Source organism: Enterobacter sichuanensis (assembly GCF_002939185.1).
Lineage (GTDB): Bacteria > Pseudomonadota > Gammaproteobacteria > Enterobacterales > Enterobacteriaceae > Enterobacter > Enterobacter sichuanensis.
This window is the reverse complement of the sequence record NZ_POVL01000029.1, coordinates 23,144-39,659: the sequence shown is the minus strand read 5'-3', so window position 1 is coordinate 39,659 and position 16,516 is coordinate 23,144. Positions and strand designations below refer to the sequence as shown.

At 58.0% G+C, this 16,516-nt stretch carries 19 protein-coding genes; 7 read left to right on the top strand and 12 right to left on the bottom strand.

Features of this window, described 5'->3' with window-relative positions:
• Nucleotides 1-2: 2 nt before the first annotated feature.
• Genes C5687_RS14065 through C5687_RS14030 form a run of 8 tightly spaced genes read right to left on the bottom strand, consistent with a single transcriptional unit; the run spans nucleotide 3 to nucleotide 5,877 of the window.
• Nucleotides 3-530: a DUF3833 domain-containing protein gene (locus C5687_RS14065; RefSeq protein WP_104557157.1), complete on the bottom strand. Its 528-nt coding sequence runs from the start codon at nucleotides 528-530 to the stop codon at nucleotides 3-5.
• The gene (locus C5687_RS14060) at nucleotides 527-1,051 is read right to left on the bottom strand and encodes a chalcone isomerase family protein (protein ID WP_104557156.1); all 525 of its coding nucleotides are present in this window, start codon (nucleotides 1,049-1,051) and stop codon (nucleotides 527-529) included. Before C5687_RS14060 ends, C5687_RS14065 begins: the two co-directional genes overlap by 4 nt.
• On the bottom strand, nucleotides 1,048-1,533 hold the full coding sequence (locus C5687_RS14055; RefSeq protein WP_047958521.1) for a DUF2878 domain-containing protein: 486 nt from the start codon (nucleotides 1,531-1,533) through the stop codon (nucleotides 1,048-1,050). The genes C5687_RS14060 and C5687_RS14055 overlap by 4 nt, the downstream gene beginning before the upstream one ends.
• A complete protein-coding gene (locus C5687_RS14050; protein ID WP_104557155.1) occupies nucleotides 1,530-2,750 on the bottom strand; it encodes an SAM-dependent methyltransferase in 1,221 nt (406 codons plus the stop codon). The genes C5687_RS14055 and C5687_RS14050 overlap by 4 nt, the downstream gene beginning before the upstream one ends.
• Nucleotides 2,747-3,469, bottom strand: coding sequence for a DUF1365 domain-containing protein (locus C5687_RS14045; protein WP_059385348.1), 723 nt, complete (start codon nucleotides 3,467-3,469; stop codon nucleotides 2,747-2,749). The genes C5687_RS14050 and C5687_RS14045 overlap by 4 nt, the downstream gene beginning before the upstream one ends.
• 1 nt (nucleotide 3,470) lies before the next feature.
• The gene (locus C5687_RS14040; RefSeq protein WP_095451361.1) at nucleotides 3,471-4,730 is read right to left on the bottom strand and encodes an NAD(P)/FAD-dependent oxidoreductase; all 1,260 of its coding nucleotides are present in this window, start codon (nucleotides 4,728-4,730) and stop codon (nucleotides 3,471-3,473) included.
• The gene (locus C5687_RS14035; RefSeq protein WP_104557154.1) at nucleotides 4,727-5,446 is read right to left on the bottom strand and encodes an SDR family NAD(P)-dependent oxidoreductase; all 720 of its coding nucleotides are present in this window, start codon (nucleotides 5,444-5,446) and stop codon (nucleotides 4,727-4,729) included. Before C5687_RS14035 ends, C5687_RS14040 begins: the two co-directional genes overlap by 4 nt.
• Nucleotides 5,443-5,877 (bottom strand): nuclear transport factor 2 family protein, encoded by a 435-nt coding sequence (locus C5687_RS14030; RefSeq protein WP_025757930.1) that lies wholly within the window; start codon nucleotides 5,875-5,877, stop codon nucleotides 5,443-5,445. The genes C5687_RS14035 and C5687_RS14030 overlap by 4 nt, the downstream gene beginning before the upstream one ends.
• Nucleotides 5,878-6,135: 258 nt before the next feature.
• Here C5687_RS14030 and C5687_RS14025 point away from each other — a divergent pair, with 258 nt between their 5' ends.
• Nucleotides 6,136-6,333: a hypothetical protein gene (locus C5687_RS14025; RefSeq protein WP_008502331.1), complete on the top strand. Its 198-nt coding sequence runs from the start codon at nucleotides 6,136-6,138 to the stop codon at nucleotides 6,331-6,333.
• 1 nt (nucleotide 6,334) lies between these two features.
• Nucleotides 6,335-7,123: a hypothetical protein gene (locus C5687_RS14020; protein WP_025757931.1), complete on the top strand. Its 789-nt coding sequence runs from the start codon at nucleotides 6,335-6,337 to the stop codon at nucleotides 7,121-7,123.
• Here the strand turns inward: C5687_RS14020 and C5687_RS14015 are convergent.
• Nucleotides 7,104-7,616, bottom strand: a complete 513-nt coding sequence (locus C5687_RS14015; RefSeq protein ID WP_104557153.1) for a GNAT family N-acetyltransferase — start codon at nucleotides 7,614-7,616, stop codon at nucleotides 7,104-7,106. The genes C5687_RS14020 and C5687_RS14015 overlap by 20 nt on opposite strands.
• Nucleotides 7,613-8,194, bottom strand: coding sequence for a TetR/AcrR family transcriptional regulator (locus tag C5687_RS14010; RefSeq protein ID WP_104557152.1), 582 nt, complete (start codon nucleotides 8,192-8,194; stop codon nucleotides 7,613-7,615). The genes C5687_RS14015 and C5687_RS14010 overlap by 4 nt, the downstream gene beginning before the upstream one ends.
• A gap of 101 nt (nucleotides 8,195-8,295) precedes the next feature.
• On the opposite strand from C5687_RS14010, the gene C5687_RS14005 reads away from it, so the two are divergent.
• Nucleotides 8,296-8,766, top strand: a complete 471-nt coding sequence (locus C5687_RS14005) for a nuclear transport factor 2 family protein (protein WP_104557151.1) — start codon at nucleotides 8,296-8,298, stop codon at nucleotides 8,764-8,766.
• Between the two features lie 37 nt (nucleotides 8,767-8,803).
• Here the strand turns inward: C5687_RS14005 and C5687_RS14000 are convergent, their stop codons facing one another.
• The gene (locus tag C5687_RS14000; protein WP_238380481.1) at nucleotides 8,804-9,343 is read right to left on the bottom strand and encodes an ester cyclase; all 540 of its coding nucleotides are present in this window, start codon (nucleotides 9,341-9,343) and stop codon (nucleotides 8,804-8,806) included.
• 22 nt (nucleotides 9,344-9,365) lie between these two features.
• Nucleotides 9,366-10,472: an alkene reductase gene (locus C5687_RS13995; protein ID WP_104557149.1), complete on the bottom strand. Its 1,107-nt coding sequence runs from the start codon at nucleotides 10,470-10,472 to the stop codon at nucleotides 9,366-9,368.
• A gap of 98 nt (nucleotides 10,473-10,570) precedes the next feature.
• On the opposite strand from C5687_RS13995, the gene C5687_RS13990 reads away from it, so the two are divergent.
• The 4 genes from C5687_RS13990 (at nucleotide 10,571) to C5687_RS13975 (ending at nucleotide 16,502) form a co-directional block, all read left to right on the top strand.
• Nucleotides 10,571-11,482: a LysR family transcriptional regulator gene (locus tag C5687_RS13990; RefSeq protein WP_095440722.1), complete on the top strand. Its 912-nt coding sequence runs from the start codon at nucleotides 10,571-10,573 to the stop codon at nucleotides 11,480-11,482.
• 135 nt (nucleotides 11,483-11,617) lie between these two features.
• On the top strand, nucleotides 11,618-12,232 hold the full coding sequence (locus C5687_RS13985; RefSeq protein WP_095451367.1) for a TetR/AcrR family transcriptional regulator: 615 nt from the start codon (nucleotides 11,618-11,620) through the stop codon (nucleotides 12,230-12,232).
• A gap of 74 nt (nucleotides 12,233-12,306) precedes the next feature.
• Nucleotides 12,307-13,416: an efflux RND transporter periplasmic adaptor subunit gene (locus C5687_RS13980; RefSeq protein ID WP_104557148.1), complete on the top strand. Its 1,110-nt coding sequence runs from the start codon at nucleotides 12,307-12,309 to the stop codon at nucleotides 13,414-13,416.
• The gene (locus C5687_RS13975) at nucleotides 13,413-16,502 is read left to right on the top strand and encodes an efflux RND transporter permease subunit (RefSeq protein WP_104557147.1); all 3,090 of its coding nucleotides are present in this window, start codon (nucleotides 13,413-13,415) and stop codon (nucleotides 16,500-16,502) included. The genes C5687_RS13980 and C5687_RS13975 overlap by 4 nt, the downstream gene beginning before the upstream one ends.
• Nucleotides 16,503-16,516: the final 14 nt, after the last annotated feature.

Here is a 16,516-nt window from a genome sequence, read left to right as displayed (position 1 = left end):
ACTCATGTCTTACGGGTAAAGAACAGCGTCACCGTGGCGACGGTGACGCCAAATTTCTTCATCTCCGTTTTATTAAACAGATGGGTCTCGTCCTGCAGGTACATCCAGTCGTCAAACGTCAGTTGCCAGGTGCTCCCCTTGGCTTTTACATTCATGCTGTAATGCCAGTTAAAGGCGTTGCCCGCTGCCTGCCCCGTGGCGACACCATCAATGTCCCCCGCCGTGCCCTCGTAACGATCGTTCCCCACGCGCCGGATATGCCATACCCGCTGCTGCTTCTCACCGTCGTCATAAACAAAGTGTTCATTGAGGGTCAGCGTATCGCCGATAACATCCCCGGCAATCTCCACGTGAAAGCGGCGGATCTGTTTACCGCTGCGATCCTGCACCATCCCCCACGCTTCGGTTTTGCCCTGAAAGTACTGGAAGATATCCAGCCGCGGCTGCTGCTGGCGATACTCGGCCACCTCGGTACTACAGCCTGCCAGCAGCATCGTCAATGCCAGCGCCAGGGTCAGGATACGTTTCATTTTTGGCCTCCGATTAACTGCTGACGCAGCTCAGGGTATTGCGTGCGGGGACCCAGCCAGATGGCCAGAAAGCGGGTGCTGAAGGCTTCTGACTGACGTGGTCCGAGTGGAATAAAGGCTTTTTGCGCTGCTGACGCGCGATACCAGAACTGCCCCTGCCCGTCGTCGAGCACAAACGCCAGCTGTGCGCCCGGCCGGACATCCGGCCACAGAGAGCGCAGCATCTGTAACCAGGCTTCGCTTCGGGGTTCCCGTTGCAGGATCTCCTGCGCCTGCCACTGGTCGCGGGTCGCTTCAACCAGCTCATCGCGATCGATATCGCGCGCATAGGTAATAATCAGAGCCTGATCCTGGTTCTCCCGACCGTAACGCCCGTCCGGGGTGCGCAACTGGGAGGTATAGACGGTCAAAGGTCCCCAGGTGAGCGTGGCGTCGCCTACCTTACGCCAGGCCAGCCAGTCAGCCGCCAGGGCCGCGGGCGCGACGAGCGTGAGCCAAAGCAGCAGTACCGCAGTTCTCATTTTTGTCTCCCCATCAGCAGGTGGTAAAACAGCATCAACACCAGCCACCCCGGCACCATCCAGCCGACGACGATAACGGTCGGCTCCAGAAACGTGATGGCGCCCAGCCGCTCGCCGAACAGATAGGCCACCGGCCCCCCCACGGCGGCAAGCAGCGTCAGCAGCCAGCCGGGCAACGTGGTGGTGCGCGTCAGCTGCGTCCAGACGGTGGCGAACATCAGCCACAATGCCACCATCCATAGCGGCATCAGCGACTCGCCCGCGAAGTCAATGAGCCCGGTCAGTGCCCAGAGCGCGTCCAGCAAACTGCCCGCCGCCGCCAGCCCAATGGCGTAAGGACGGTATACCGACGGCAATAGCAGACACGCCAGGATCGCCAGCGCGAGCCACAGAATCAGGCCCTGTTCGCGAAAGAGCACCACCAGCGCCCAGTAAAGATCGAACGCGACGGCCAGCAGGAAAACCTGAAGGTAACGTCTCATACGCGCTCGGCGGTGAGCTGCACCACGCTGATGGTGCGGGCGTTAAACCCGGCTTCGCAGTAGCCAAAGTAATACAGCCACATCCGGCGGAACCGGTCATCAAAGCCGAGCTTTTCAATCTCCTGCCAGGCATGGACAAAACGCTGCCGCCAGTGGGCCAGCGTGCGGGCGTAGTCAGGCCCCATGTCGAAGAGGTTGCGCACCACGAAGTCGGTGTGGCGCGTCATCAGCTCATTCATCGCAGTAATGCTCGGCAGGAAGCCGCCGGGGAAAATGTAGCGCTGGATAAAATCGACGCTTTTGCTGTAGTCGCGATAGCGCTGATCCTGAATGGTGATGGCCTGAATCGCCATCCGTCCTCCCGGCCGCAGCCGCGCCTGACAGGTGCGGAAGAACGTGGGCAGATAGCGCTGCCCGACGGCCTCAATCATCTCTATTGAGACCAGCTTGTCATACTCCCCGGTCAGGTCGCGATAGTCGCAGAGCAGCACCTCGACCCGGTCCTGGAGCCCCGCACGGGCAATCCGCTCGGTTGCCCAGACGTATTGCTCCTGCGAAAGCGTGGTGGTGGTCACCCGACAGCCATAATGCCGGGCGGCGTATTCCGCCATCGCCCCCCAGCCGGTGCCAATTTCCAGCAGGTGATCCCCCGGACTCAGCGCCAGCTGTTCACACAGGCGCGCCATTTTGGCCTGCTGTGCCGCGGTAAGATCCTGCTCATCCGCGGTAAACAGCGCGCTGGAATAAAGCAGCTCCTTATCCAGAAAATGGCTGTAAAAGGTGTTGCCCAGATCGTAATGGGCGGCAATATTTTCCCGCGCCTGGGCACGGGAGTTACGCCGCGTCCAGTGGCGTAGCCGCTCAAGCGGCCTGCCGAGCAGACGAAAGCCTTTCTCCAGACGGCCAAGAACCTCGCCGTTGAGAGCCAGGATTTGCAGAAGAGGCGTAAGCTGCGCGGTTTCCCATTCGCCGTCCATCCAGGCTTCTGCCGCGGCAAGGCTGCCGCCCGTTAAGACACGCCAGTAGACGCCGGGCGTCAGGATCTGCACGTCGGCATGCAGCGTGGAGGATGTTTCGCCGAAATGGAAGCTCTGCGCCCCTTCACGCAGGGTGAGTGAGCCGCCGCGGATGCCGCTTAACAGCCTGAAAAGCAGCCAGCGCGCGATGCGGACGTTGCGCGGGATATCGGGTTCAAGCGCAAAGACGGGATCGGTCATGAGCGTTCACTCCTGCTGACGGGATGGTTATACAGCGGCACGCGCTTGAGCCACAGCCTCAGCGCCTGCCAGTAAATGGCGAATACGGTTTTCAGGGTCATGAGCGGGATGCGCAGCAGCAGTGCGCGCAGCGTCGTGCGGGTCAGCGGCTCCCGACGCAGCACCAGGGTGGCGTCAAACACCTTTGTATCCTGATGATTTTCAATGTGCATATGCAGCGTGTTGTCCGGGGTGTTGAAGCGCCAGTGGTAGATCATGTCCATCGGGTTGAACGGGGAGACGTGAAACGCCTTTTCCGTAGGCTGCGCATCCTGTCCGTTGACGGCATAGTAATGGCGTTCATTCCACGGCGTATTACGGACCTCCACCAGTACCCAGCGCAGCGTCCCCTTGCCGTCATAGCAGTAGTAAAAGTTGACCGGATTAAAATGAAACCCGAAGTAACGCAGCTGGGTCAGGAGCATAACCCGCCCGTCAGGACGTTCTCCGGTCAGGCTCTCCAGCCTGCTCTGCACGTTCTCTTTAAGCGGCGTGCCGAGCGGATAGTCGGCGTCATGGAACGAGGCGGCGGCAAAGCGATTGCGCCGCACGCCAACGGACGCCAGCAGCGGCAGTTCATCCAGATCCAGCCAGGCCATAAAGACGGTGTAGCGAAATTCATGTGTTTTCGGCTGAAGGCGGCGGTGGCGTAACACGCCGTGATAAAGGCAGCTGTTCATCTCAGTTCCCCTCTCCGGCCGCTATCGCATTGACCACGTCCAGCGCGCTGCGCACACCGTCTTCATGAAAACCGTTGTACCAGTAAGCCCCGCAGAACCAGCTTCGCCGCTGACCGTTGATCTCTGCGCGGCGCGCCTGCGCCCGCCAGCTTTGCGGGTTAAACAGCGGATGTTCATACACAAAACGCTGCCAGACGAAACGTTCGTCCACCGGCCTTTCCGGGTTGAGGGTGACGCAGAACAGCGGGCTGTCCGCAGGCAGCCCCTGCAGGATGTTCATGTTGTAGGTGACGCAGGCGCTGGCCTGCTCCTGCTCGCTGAGACGGTAGTTCCAGCTGGCCCACGCGCGCTTGCGCACCGGCAGCCAGCGCGGGTCGCTGTGTAATACCACCTCGTTGCGCTGCCAGCCGATATCGCCCAGCACCTCGCGCTCCGCCTGCGTCGGGTCGTCAAGCATGGCCAGCGCCTGGGCAGAGTGGCAGGCAAATATCACCTGGTCGAAGGTATGGCTACCGTTTTCGAGCTGGAGAGTGACCCCGCGCTCATGGCGGCTCACGCGCTGCACCGGCGCGTTCAGGTGCAGCGTCAGACGGTCACCCCGTTTTTCCAGCATGGCGCGGATATACTCCCGCGAGCCCCCCGGGACGACGTACCACTGCGGGCGATGGGTGATATCCAGCAGCCCGTGGTTTTGGAAGAAACGTAAAAAGAGCGGCAGCGGGAAACGCTTCATCTCCTGCAGCGACGATGACCAGATGGCGGCCCCCATCGGCAGAATATAGTGGCGCGCAAAAAACGCCGTGAAAGCGTGCTGGTCCAGAAACGTCTGCAGCGTAGCGTTGGGATCCCCCTCGCCCTCCAGCGCCGCTTTCGCCAGACGGTTAAAGCGAACGATCTCGCCCAGCAGCCGCCAGAATCTCGGATTCACCAGGTTTCGACGCTGGGCAAACAGCGAGGTCAGGGTATGGCCGTTGTACTCAAGCCCGGTCGCAGGATTGTGTACCGAGAAGCTCATCTGCGTTTTTTGCCCGCTGATGCCCAGCTCGCTGAGCAGGCCCATAAAGCGCGGATAGGTGCGGTCGTTGTAGACGATAAACCCGGTATCGATGGCCCAGGTGCCCTGAGGCGTTGCCACATCCACGGTTGCGGTATGGCCTCCTGGCACGGCTCCCGCTTCAAACAGGGTGACCTGATGATGTCCGGCCAGCCGCCAGGCGCAGGTCAGCCCGGCAATGCCGCTGCCAATAATCGCAATCTTCATGAACGCACCATCCTGCGCAGCAGCGTGCGCTGAAGAAAAGCAGGCAGCCCGGCGAGCAGCCGCAAAATGAGGCCAAAACCGACAGGAAACGCGATATGCATTTTTCCTGCCGCCAGCCCGATACGGATCGCCTTCACCGCTTCGTCAACGCTCACCCTGCCGGGCATGGCAAAATCGTTTTTCCGCGTCAGCGGCGTATCAACAAAGCCTGGCGAGACAACCGTGACGGCAATCCCTTTTGGCTCCCAGTCCAGGCGCAGGCTCTCGGCAAACCAGCTCAACGCCGCTTTGGAGGCGCCATAGGCCTCGGCACGGGGAAAAGGCAGCCAGTGGGCCATTGAGCTCACCAGCACCACGCGGTTGCCGGCAACCAGCTGCGGCTGTAGTGCCTCAAGGCAGTTCACCGGGCCAAGGAAATTGGTTGCCATCACCCGCTCCACCAGGGCCGCATCCACCACGCCACCGTCGAGGTATTCGCAGGTACCGGCGCAAAGAATAACCAGATCGGCATAGCTACCGGAGAGGGCCTGGCGACAGGCGTCCCTGTCTGTCATATCGAACAGGCGAACGGTGAGATTGGGGCAGGTCTGATGCAGCGCTTCCAGGCGCGCCGGATCGCGTCCGCAGGCAATCACGTGGTAGCCGTCAGCGGCAAAGGATTTCGCAAGCCCAGCCCCTATGCCCGAGCTGGCGCCGGTAATCAGCACCGTCTTCATGATTTCACCCTGCGCTTGACGCCGCGAACCGCCCAGCCCAGCAGAGGAAGATGTTCGTAGATCATCTCTCCCGCATCGTAGTAATCCCGCTGGCGCGTGATGAGATCGTTTTCCGTCTCCACCACTGAGCACCCCGGCAGTTCGAGCGGCTCTCCTCCGGCAATGCGCGGGTGCGACCAGTGCATCACCCAGGTGACCACAAACCGGTTTTCGCCGCACAGTGGGTCATCGATGGTAAAGCGGCAATGCTCAACGTTGGCCAGCAGATGGGTGAAGTAGCGCTGAAGCGCGAAAAGCCCGTCATGCTCGCCAAAGGGATCGATAAGCGTCGCATTTGAGTGATAAAGCCCCACCAGCGCCGAGGGCGGCTGGCTATCCAGTGCGGCGTAGTACTCAACAAACCGACTCACGACAGAGGGCAAAGTGCTCATGGGTCACATCCTGGCTGTAAACAACGTGGCGTAATCGCATAATTAAAACTTACACAATTAACGTTATTTGTCCAAGTTTGTGCAAATTTATTTTTTATTTTCTAATACTTTCAATGAGATGAACCTTCATTCAATTGAGAGCTTTGTAGGCCGGGTGAGACGTAGCCGCCATCCGGCTTTCACTTTCAGGAAATCCTTAAGGCAAACTCACCGGCCATCTTCCAGGCTTATTCTTTTTAATTCATAAGGATGCCTGACATGAAACGCTTCTTTCTCTCACTTTTCTCCAGCCCCGAATCCTTACTTCAGGTCATGAGTCAGCAGGAAATTATTGAAGCTGTCGAAGATGGCGATCGCATCATCATCGACCAGGACGGGAACGCCTCGGTGAACTACAAGAGCAACGAGGTGCGGCAGGACTTTCTGCGTCACGTCAACGCGCTGAAGAGGGCCTGATATGGGAACGGCGATATTTATGGTGCTGATGGTCTGCGGGTACTGGTACACCAGCCGCGACCTGTCGACCCGCTTTAAGATCAAACGCTCCTTTGGCTGGGATGTCTATTTTCTGGTTGCGCTTTATGGCTCTATTTTCGTTCTGCAAGGCGTGATTGCCACGGGGCTGCTCTGGCTGCTGCTGCTCGCCCTCTCCGCCGCCAACAACGCTTTTCACTTTGCCTCTCCGAAATACACCGACTGGCAAATCGACTTTATGAACTGGAGTTTTTTAGGCATTCAGGCGCCGGTGGTGGTGATGCTGGCCTTCGCCATCCTGTTTTGCCTCTACCGCTCTAACTGGGCAGGCAGCGCCAGACTGGACGGCGAGAGCCGGAAAAAGCTCTACAAACGGCTTGCGCAGGCGAGTGGGATCGAACAATTGCTCTATCAGTGTATGGAGCAAGGCGAGCTGGCGCAGGTCACGCTGCGGTCGAGGCGGATATACGTGGGGATGATCCACACCGCGACGCTGGAATATGAAAAAACGGCCAACATCGTGCTGATCCCGATGTTGAGCGGGTACCGGGACGCGAAGACAATGAACCTGCGCATCGAGAATAATTACAGCAGGTGGTATGCGGAGCATGACATCACGCTCGACTCGGAACCCCGCAGCGCCATGTCATTCCGCAAAGTGATTTTACTCAATCAGATTGAGAGCCTGTCGTTGTTCGATCCCGCCAGCGCCAGCGCGCTGTCGCTGGCACAGCGGGACGAGCATGCGTGTGCTAAAGAGACATCCCCATAATTCTGAGTATGCTCTGCTGAGAAGCGGTTTCGAAAAGAACGTTCTTAATGCAGAGCATGCCCTGCTTTTGGTAAAACCGGTACGCGCCCGCATTCTGCTCAAGCACCTCCAGCCAGAGATAGTTTTTCCCCCTGTTCCGGGCCAGGTCGATAATGGTGTTGAACATGAACTGACCATAGTTCTTGCCGGTTTCAGCAGGATCAAGGTAGAGCTTGTTAAGGAGCACGCCCTGTTTATCCGTTTCTGGGATCGTGGCCTCCCAGGTCGCTTTCATGAACCCCACGGGGCGATCGGTTTCGGCTACAAACCAGGAAACAGGGCTCTCAGTCAGGCTCTGCTCGACGACGGAAGGGGCGTACTCGGCGTCCAGAAAATCCTTCATTTCTGCGCCTGACACCCACAAATGCTGAAAATGGGCGGGATAAATGCGGTATCCCAGCTCGCTTAACAGTGTTGAATCGGCCACGGTGGCCTGTCGAATTCTAAGCATCATTTGCCACCTGGTAAGCCTGCCAACGCCCGCTTCAACGACGTGATGACCTCATCCGTCCCCATGCCCATCTGCGCATGAATAATGGCACCGTCAATGAGCAGCATGATTTCATTGACGACGTGCTCATCAGCGATCTTCGTCAGTGACGCAATAATATTCTTTGTTTCGATTTTATGATCGCGACATATCGCTTTTATTTCGCTTTCAATATCTTCGGATTTGGCTTCCGCGCTGGCATTAATAAACGCACAGCCGTGGAACTCGGGTGAAACAAACCATTCATATAGCGTTGCAGAAATCGCATCAGCAGGTTTTTCGCCTTCATCGAGATGTCGGCGCAGCGTGGTTTCAAACCAGTCAATCCATATTTCATGCCGATACTGCAAATAGGCAAGGATAAGTAAACTTTTACTCGGAAAGTGACGATAAAACGTCACCTTGGTGACTTTCGCCTGCTTGATAAGCGTATCCACGCCGGTTGCTTTAAAGCCCGTGGAATAAAACAGATCGTGCGCCGTTAGTATTATTTTATCCCTGACGCTGATTTTTTTATCGTTTCCTGCAGCTTCTGCTTTCATTTTTCCACAGCCTCATAAGGGGGTTGACAGCGTTATTTTACAGGCATAGATTACCGCAAGTAGACAGATCTGTCTACATATAACTCACTGAGGTAATCGCCATGAACACACGCCCTCCCTTACCGCCCTTTACCCGTGAAAGTGCGACAGAAAAAGTCAGACTGGCAGAAGATGGCTGGAACAGCCGCGACCCGGCGAAAGTCGCGCTGGCCTATACGCTGGATACCCAATGGCGCAACCGCGCTGAGTTCGCCACCAACAACCGTGAAGAGGCGCAGGCATTCCTGGCGCGGAAATGGAAAAAAGAGCTGGATTATCGTCTGATTAAGGAGCTGTGGGCTTTTACGGATAACCGCATCGCCGTTCGCTATGCCTATGAATGGCATGATGATTCCGGCAACTGGTTCCGCTCGTACGGCAATGAAAACTGGGAGTTCGCACCGGACGGACTGATGAAGCGTCGTTTTGCCTGCGTAAACGATATGCCGATACAAGAATCAGAGCGGCTGTTCCACTGGCCGCTGGGCAGACGCCCGGACGATCACCCCTCGCTGAGCGATCTGGGATTATAGGATTTCGCATCACTCCGGGCTGCCCCGGAGTGTTGAATTACAGTGCGCCCAGCTGTTTCATCAGCGTCAGGTTGTCTTCAATATGCCAGTTAGCGGCAATTTTACCTTCGCGGATTTCATAGATATCCGTGGCGATAAAATCTATTTTTTGCCCCTTCCCCTTCAGCTTGCCAAATGTCCCGGTGAATGTGCCGTAAAAATGCAAATGGGAGACCACGCGGTCGCCGGAAATAATCATCTGCTCAACCTCACAGCGTAAATCCGGCACGGCCGTGCGAAACACACGCGAGGCTAAAATAGCGCCCTCCGGCCCCTGCTTACGACCTTCCGGCGGCGTTTTATCAATAAAATTCGCTGCCAGAGCATCACGCGCCAGGGATTCTTCTCCGGTGTTCCAGAACGTGGCATATTCTCTGGCAACGGCTTCATTCGTTGTCAATTGCGTCCGGGACAGGCTCTTATCCACAATAAGCTGCTGTGGTTTCACCCATTCTGACTGCGCCGAATACGCGGCACCCGACAGTCCAACAAAAATAAGCGCCGCGAGGGCGGGACGAAAAGTTTTCAAAGCGTTCATATTCTTTCTCACCATTTTTACGTTACTTGCTAACCCTGTATTGTGGGTAATCGGTATATCCCGTCCCGGCACCACCAAACAGCGTGGCGGGATCCCGCACCTCTGCCAGCGGTAACCGGTGCGCCAGCCGGTGGGGTAAATCCGGGTTGGCAATAAACGGTCGTCCGAAGGCAATTAAATCGGCATAGCCCGCAGCAAGTATTTTTTCGGCTTTTGCAAGGTCATAGTTACCCGCGACGATCAGCGTCCCGCTAAAGGTCTCGCGAAGTGACTGACGGAATTGTTCGGGGATCTGCGGCGCATCGTCCCAGTCGGCTTCCGCCAGGTGGATAAACGCGATCCCTTGTTGTTCGCACCAGGCCGCAAGCGCGAGTATGGCTTCAGAGACCTGCGGGTCGTTCATCCCGCGCTGGGTGATAAACGGCGAAAGACGAATGCCCGTTCGCTCGTGACCAATGGCCTCAGCAATGGCGCTTAACACTTCCTGAGCAAAGCGGATCCGATTCGCCAGCGTGCCGCCGTACTCATCCGTGCGTATATTGGATGTCTGGCGCAGGAACTGGTCGATTAAATAACCGTTACCGCCGTGAACCTCCACGCCATCAAATCCGGCCTGAACGGCATTCAGCGCGGCCTGGCGATAGTCCGCGACGATGCTGCGAATGTCCTTGCGCGAAAGCGCTCGCGGTTGCGGGCAGTCCACCATTTGGCCTTCACCCTTTTCATTCACCACCCATACCTGCGCGTCTGGCGCCAGCGCTGACGGGGCGACGGGCTGGCCGTCCTGATGAAAACTGGCGTGGGACATTCGCCCGACGTGCCAGAGCTGAGAAAAAATGAGTCCGCCCGCCTGATGCACGGCGCCCGTGATGAGTTGCCATCCTGAAACCTGCTCCGGCGTATGAATGCCGGGCGTCCAGGAGTATCCCTGACCCTGAGGCGAGATCTGCGTGGCTTCGGTGATGATTAAGCCCGCGCTGGCCCGCTGCCGGTAATATTCCGCCATCAGTGCAGAGGGAATATTCCCCGGCTGAAGGGAACGTGCGCGGGTCATCGGCGCCATGACGATACGATTTTTCAGGTCCTGCGGACCTAACCTGTAGCGTTCAAAAAGTGAGGTCTGTTTCATGTTTCATCCCTTATGCTTTGGATGAAACCACTTTACAGACAGCATCTGCTTTTGATAATTACGCTAAAATCAGATGCACTTTTCGGAAAAGATGAATAATGGGAAAACTCGAAGACATGGCCCTGCTGGTTGAAGTCGCTGAGGCCGGTGGCCTTTCCGCTGCCGGACGACGCCTGTCGCTTTCCCCTGCCACCATGACGGCCAGGCTGAAGGCAATTGAAGAGCGCTACCAGACCCGCCTGTTCCATCGCTCAACGCGGTCCATCACCCTGACCCGTGCTGGCGAAGAGTTTTACCATGCCGCGCTGCGCGTGCTGGAAGAGGTTCAACATGCCGAGTCGTTACTGACGCAAAAAGAAGGTGTGCTCAGCGGTAATATTCGCCTTTCTGCCCCCTCTGACTTTGGCAGGCAGTACCTTAGCCCCGCCGTGGTTGAGTTTTCCCGCCACCATCCCGACGTGAAATTTTTCATCTCGTTAAGAGAGCACGTTGAGGACCTGGTCGCTAACCGGCTCGATATGAGCGTGCGCTTCGGCAACCTCCCGGACAGCAGCCTTGTCGTCAAAAATATTCGCCCCAATCATCGGGTACTGGTCGCCTCCCGGGCCTATCTTACCGCCCATGGTGTCCCGGCCACGTTTGCGGAGTTAGCCCATCACCGGTGCCTGGCGCTTGAGTCGCAGGGGGTGGTGATGAACGAATGGCGCTTTGAGACAGAGGGCAAGGAAACGGTCGTTCGCGTCGATCCTGCCATGGTGTGTGACGACGGCGCGCTGCTTCGTCAGTGGGCACTCAGCGGGGCGGGCATCGCGGGGAAATCGTGGTGGGACGTCAAAGACGACGTTGAGACAGGGAGACTCACGGTGCTGTTTGCCGACAGCTTCACCGGCTTTAGCCGATACGACCGCAAAGACGTCGGGCTGCAGTTTGTCTACCCGCAGCGCACCCTGCAGCCGCTTCAGGTCACAGCGTTCAGTCAGTTTTTTCTCGACTGGCTTAAAAAACAATAACGCCAAAAAACGGTGATACACTACCCCTCACCGGGTCATCGTCCCGTCTGAATGACCTGGTACGAAAACACAGGTAACCAAAATACAAAATGGTCACTCGTTGTTAATCGTAACCTGTCACGCTAAGCTTAAATAATGACTAAAAATATGCCTACCCCATCATCACGTGGTCCACTTGACCACACTGTCAGAGAGCAAATCGTCGAAGCGGCTTTTGAGCACTTCGGCCACTACGGCTATGAAAAAACCACCGTGGCCGAGCTGGCCAAATCTATCGGTTTTTCTAAGTCCTACATTTATAAATTTTTTGAGTCCAAACAGGCAATTGGCGAAGTGATCTGCGCTAACCGCCTGGAACTGATCATGGCGGCCGTGCTTTCCGCCATCGAGGACGCGCCCTCAGCCAGCGAAAAACTGCGCCGTCTTTTCAAAGCGCTAACTGAAGCAGGCAGCGAGCTGTTCTTCCACGATCGTAAGCTTTACGACATTGCCGCCGTCGCCGCACGCGAACAGTGGCCCTCAACGGAACGGTATGCAGAAAGCCTGATGAAGCTGATTGAGAGCATCATCATCGAAGGCAGGCAGGACGGTGAGTTCGAGAGAAAAACGCCGCTGGACGAGGTCACCCAGGCCATCCACATGGTGATGTGTCCTTACATCAATCCGGTACAGCTGCAGTACAACCTCGAAACGGCCCCAACTGCGGCAGTGCTGCTCTCTTCACTGATTTTACGAAGCCTGGCCCCCTGATTTGTGACCATTGACAATATTGGTCACTAGTCAGAGAATGCGGATACCGTTCTGTTACGTCTAAAAGGTTTCCCATGCTCAGGCTCACTTCAGCCCGCGTTGCCGTTTGTCTCCTGCCGTTCGCCCTGGTGGCATGCGGCGATACGTCTTCGAGTGACGATCCGCGCACTCAGCCGCCGCTTGTCAGATCCGCCTCTGTCGCACTTGCCAGCGACACAGCCCGCGCCTTCACGGGCGTGGTGGTCGCGAGAACGCAAAGCGATTTGGGTTTCAGGGTGCAGGGAAAAATCCTCGAACGTCTGGTGGATACCGGGCAGACCGTCAAACAGGGTCAGCCGTTGCTGCGCCTTGACCCGGTGGATCTGAAATTACAGGCCCAGGCACAGCAGCGCGCGGTGGACGCCGCCCAGGCGCGCGCCCGGAAAGCGTCCAGCGATGAGGCGCGCTATCGCGGTCTTGTGGCTTCTGGCGCCGTGTCCGCCGCGGAGTATGACCAGATCAAAGCCGCTGCGGATACGGCCAGAGCTGAGCTCAGCGCTGCCCGGGCGCAGGCCAGCGTGGCGCAAAACGCCACGGGTTATGCCGTACTGCTGGCGGATTCAGACGGCGTGGTGATGGAGACCCTCGCCGAACCGGGTCAGGTGGTCAGCGCCGGTCAGGTGGTGATCCGGCTTGCCAGAGCGGGACAGCGCGAAGCGCTTGTACAGTTCCCGGAGACCCTGCGTCCTGCCGTCGGCAGCGCCGCGCAGGCCACGCTGTATGGCAATGAAAAACACCCGGTCAGCGCAACACTGCGCCTGCTGTCTGATTCCGCAGACGCCACCACCCGCACCTATGAAGCACGCTATGTCCTGGAAGGCACCCTGGCAAACGCGCCGCTGGGAGCAACCGTCACGCTCCAGCTCGCCGAGCGCCAGGCGCAGGGCCAGGTGATGCAGGTTCCGCTGGCCTCCCTCTACGATGCAGGTAACGGCCCCGGCGTCTGGCGCATTTCCGATCGGTCAGCAAAAGTCACCTGGACGCCCGTTACGGTGCAGAGCGTGGGGGACGATGCCGCGCAGGTCACGGGAGGCGTGAAGCCCGGGGAGAAGATTGTTGCGCTGGGTGCCCATCTTCTGCATGAAGGTGAGACCGTCAGGCTGGCCGAACAACGTCATGCCGGCCTCGCGGAGACCACGCCATGAGCGAAAACCGCTTCAACCTGTCAGCGCTCGCCGTTCGCGAGCGTTCAGTCACGCTGTTTCTGATCGTTCTCGTAACAATTGCCGGTATTTACGCCTTTTTTGGCCTTGGACGCGCAGAAGATCCGCCTTTCACGGTGAAGCAGATGACGGTGATTACCGTCTGGCCGGGTGCGACCGCGCAGGAAATCCAGGATCAGGTTGCCGAACCGCTGGAAAAGCGCCTGCAGGAACTCAAATGGTATGACCGCACGGAAACCTATACCCGGCCCGGCATGGCCTTTATCACGTTGTCATTGCAGGACAAAACGCCGCCCGCTGAGGTGCAGGACGAGTTCTACCAGGCGCGGAAGAAGCTGGGAGACGAAACCCGGCGTCTCCCGTCCGGCGTCATCGGGCCGATGATCAATGACGAATTCTCGGATGTCACCTTTGCCCTTTTTGCCCTGAAAGCGAAAGGCGAACCGCAGCGGCAACTGGTACGTGATGCCGAAGGACTGCGCCAGCAGCTCCTGCACGTCCCGGGCGTGAAGAAGGTGAACATTATCGGTGAACAGGCTGAGCGGATTTACATCTCCTTCTCGCATGACCGTCTGGCGACGATGGGGCTCTCAACCCAGGATATCTTCACTGCGCTCAACAGCCAGAACGCCCTGGCCGCTGCTGGCTCCATTGAGACCCGGGGCGCGCAGATTTTTATTCGCCTCGACGGTGCTTTCGACGAATTGCAAAAGATCCGCGATACCCCCTTTGTGGCTCAGGGCAAGACCCTCAAGCTGTCCGATGTGGCCACGGTTGAACGGGGCTACGAAGATCCCCCGACGATGCTGATCCGTAATCAGCATGAGCCCGCCCTTCTGCTGGGCATTGTGATGCGTGAAGGCTGGAACGGTCTGACGCTGGGTAAAGCGCTGGATGCAGAAGCGGCGAAAATTAATGCTGGCCTGCCGCTCGGCATGACCCTGACCAAAGTCACCGATCAGTCCGTGAATATCCGCTCGTCGGTCGACGAGTTTATGATCAAATTCTTCGTCGCCCTGCTGGTGGTGATGGTGGTCTGTTTTGTCAGTATGGGCTGGCGCGTGGGCGTGGTGGTGGCAGCGGCGGTCCCGCTCACGCTGGCGGTGGTCTTCGTGGTAATGGAGGCCGCAGGAATAAACTTTGACCGCGTCACGCTGGGCTCTCTGATCCTCGCGCTTGGCCTGCTGGTTGATGACGCCATTATCGCCATCGAAATGATGGTGGTGAAGATGGAGGAAGGTTACGACAGAATCAAAGCCTCCGCCTACGCCTGGAGCCACACCGCCGCGCCCATGCTGGCGGGTACGCTGGTGACGGCCATTGGCTTTATGCCGAACGGCTTTGCCCAGTCGACCGCCGGGGAATACACCAGCAACATGTTCTGGATTGTCGGCCTCGCCCTGATTGCGTCCTGGTTTGTCGCCGTGGTGTTCACGCCGTATCTGGGCGTGAAGATCCTGCCAAACATTCCGGTCGTGGAAGGTGGCCATGCCGCCATCTATAACACGTCTCGCTATAATCGTTTTCGCCTGCTGCTTGGCCGCGTTATCGCCAGAAAATGGTGGGTGGCCGGCTCGGTCGTCGCCATTTTTATCCTCGCCGTGCTCGGTATGGGGCTCGTAAAAAAACAATTTTTCCCAACCTCCGATCGCCCGGAAGTGCTGGTTGAAGTCCAGATGCCCTACGGTACCTCGATTGCGCAGACCAGCGCCGCCACCGCAAAAATTGAAGCCTGGCTAAGCAAACAGCCGGAAGCCAAAATCGTTACCGCCTATATTGGACAGGGTTCACCTCGTTTTTATCTGGCGATGGCCCCCGAGCTACCCGATCCGTCTTTTGCCAAAGTCGTGATCCTCACGGACAGCGAGACCTCACGCGAGGCGCTCAAGTTCAGGCTTCGGGAGGCGGTCGCCAGCGGCCTTGCGCCGGAAGCCCGCGTGCGGGTAACCCAGCTGGTGTTTGGCCCATACTCGCCCTTCCCGGTGGCCTGGCGCGTTTCAGGGCCGGATGTCGCGACCGTGCGTGGCATTGCTGATAAGGTGAAAGCCGTGCTGGAGGCAAGCCCGATGATGCGAACCGTCAACAGTGACTGGGGCTCGCGCGTGCCCGTATTACATTTCACCCTCGACCAGAACCGCCTGCAGGCGACGGGATTAACGTCCAGTGACGTCGCCCGCCAGCTTCAGTTTCTGTTGTCCGGTGTGCCTGTTACCGCCGTACGGGAAGATATCCGTTCGGTAGAGGTGATGGGCCGCGCCGCGGGAGATATCCGCCTTGATCCGGCAAAAATTGAGGGTTTCACCCTGGTCGGCAATGCGGGACAGCGTGTTCCGCTGTCCCAAATCGGCAAGATTGAGATCGGCATGGAAGATCCGATCCTGCGCCGTCGCGATCGCACTCCGACCATTACCGTGCGGGGCGATATCGCCGACACGCTTCAGCCACCGGATGTGTCGGTTGCCATCATGAAGCAGCTCCAGCCAATTGTTGATGCGCTGCCAGCCGGGTACCGCATCGACATGGCGGGGTCGATTGAGGAGTCGGGTAAAGCCACACAGGCCATGCTCCCGCTGTTCCCGATCATGATTGCCCTGACGCTGCTGATCATCATTTTGCAGGTGCGTTCGCTCTCGGCGATGGTAATGGTGTTTCTTACCGCGCCGCTGGGATTGATTGGCGTGGTCCCAACCCTGCTGATGTTTAATCAGCCGTTTGGCATCAACGCCCTGGTGGGCCTGATCGCCCTGTCAGGCATTCTTATGCGCAATACTCTGATTCTGATCGGGCAAATCGACCATAACCAAAAGGCAGGCCTCGATCCGTTCCAGGCGGTGGTTGAGGCGACGGTCCAGCGAGCGCGCCCGGTATTACTGACCGCGATGGCTGCCGTGCTGGCGTTCATTCCCCTGACGCATTCGGTGTTCTGGGGAACGCTGGCCTGGACGCTGATCGGCGGAACGTTGGGGGGAACCATCATTACGCTCGTCTTCCTGCCGGCGATGTATGCAATCTGGTTCCGGATCCGCCCTGCGGAACAAGGCGTGCAGCCCCCTGCTGAAAACGTGTAAACTACCCTCAGTAA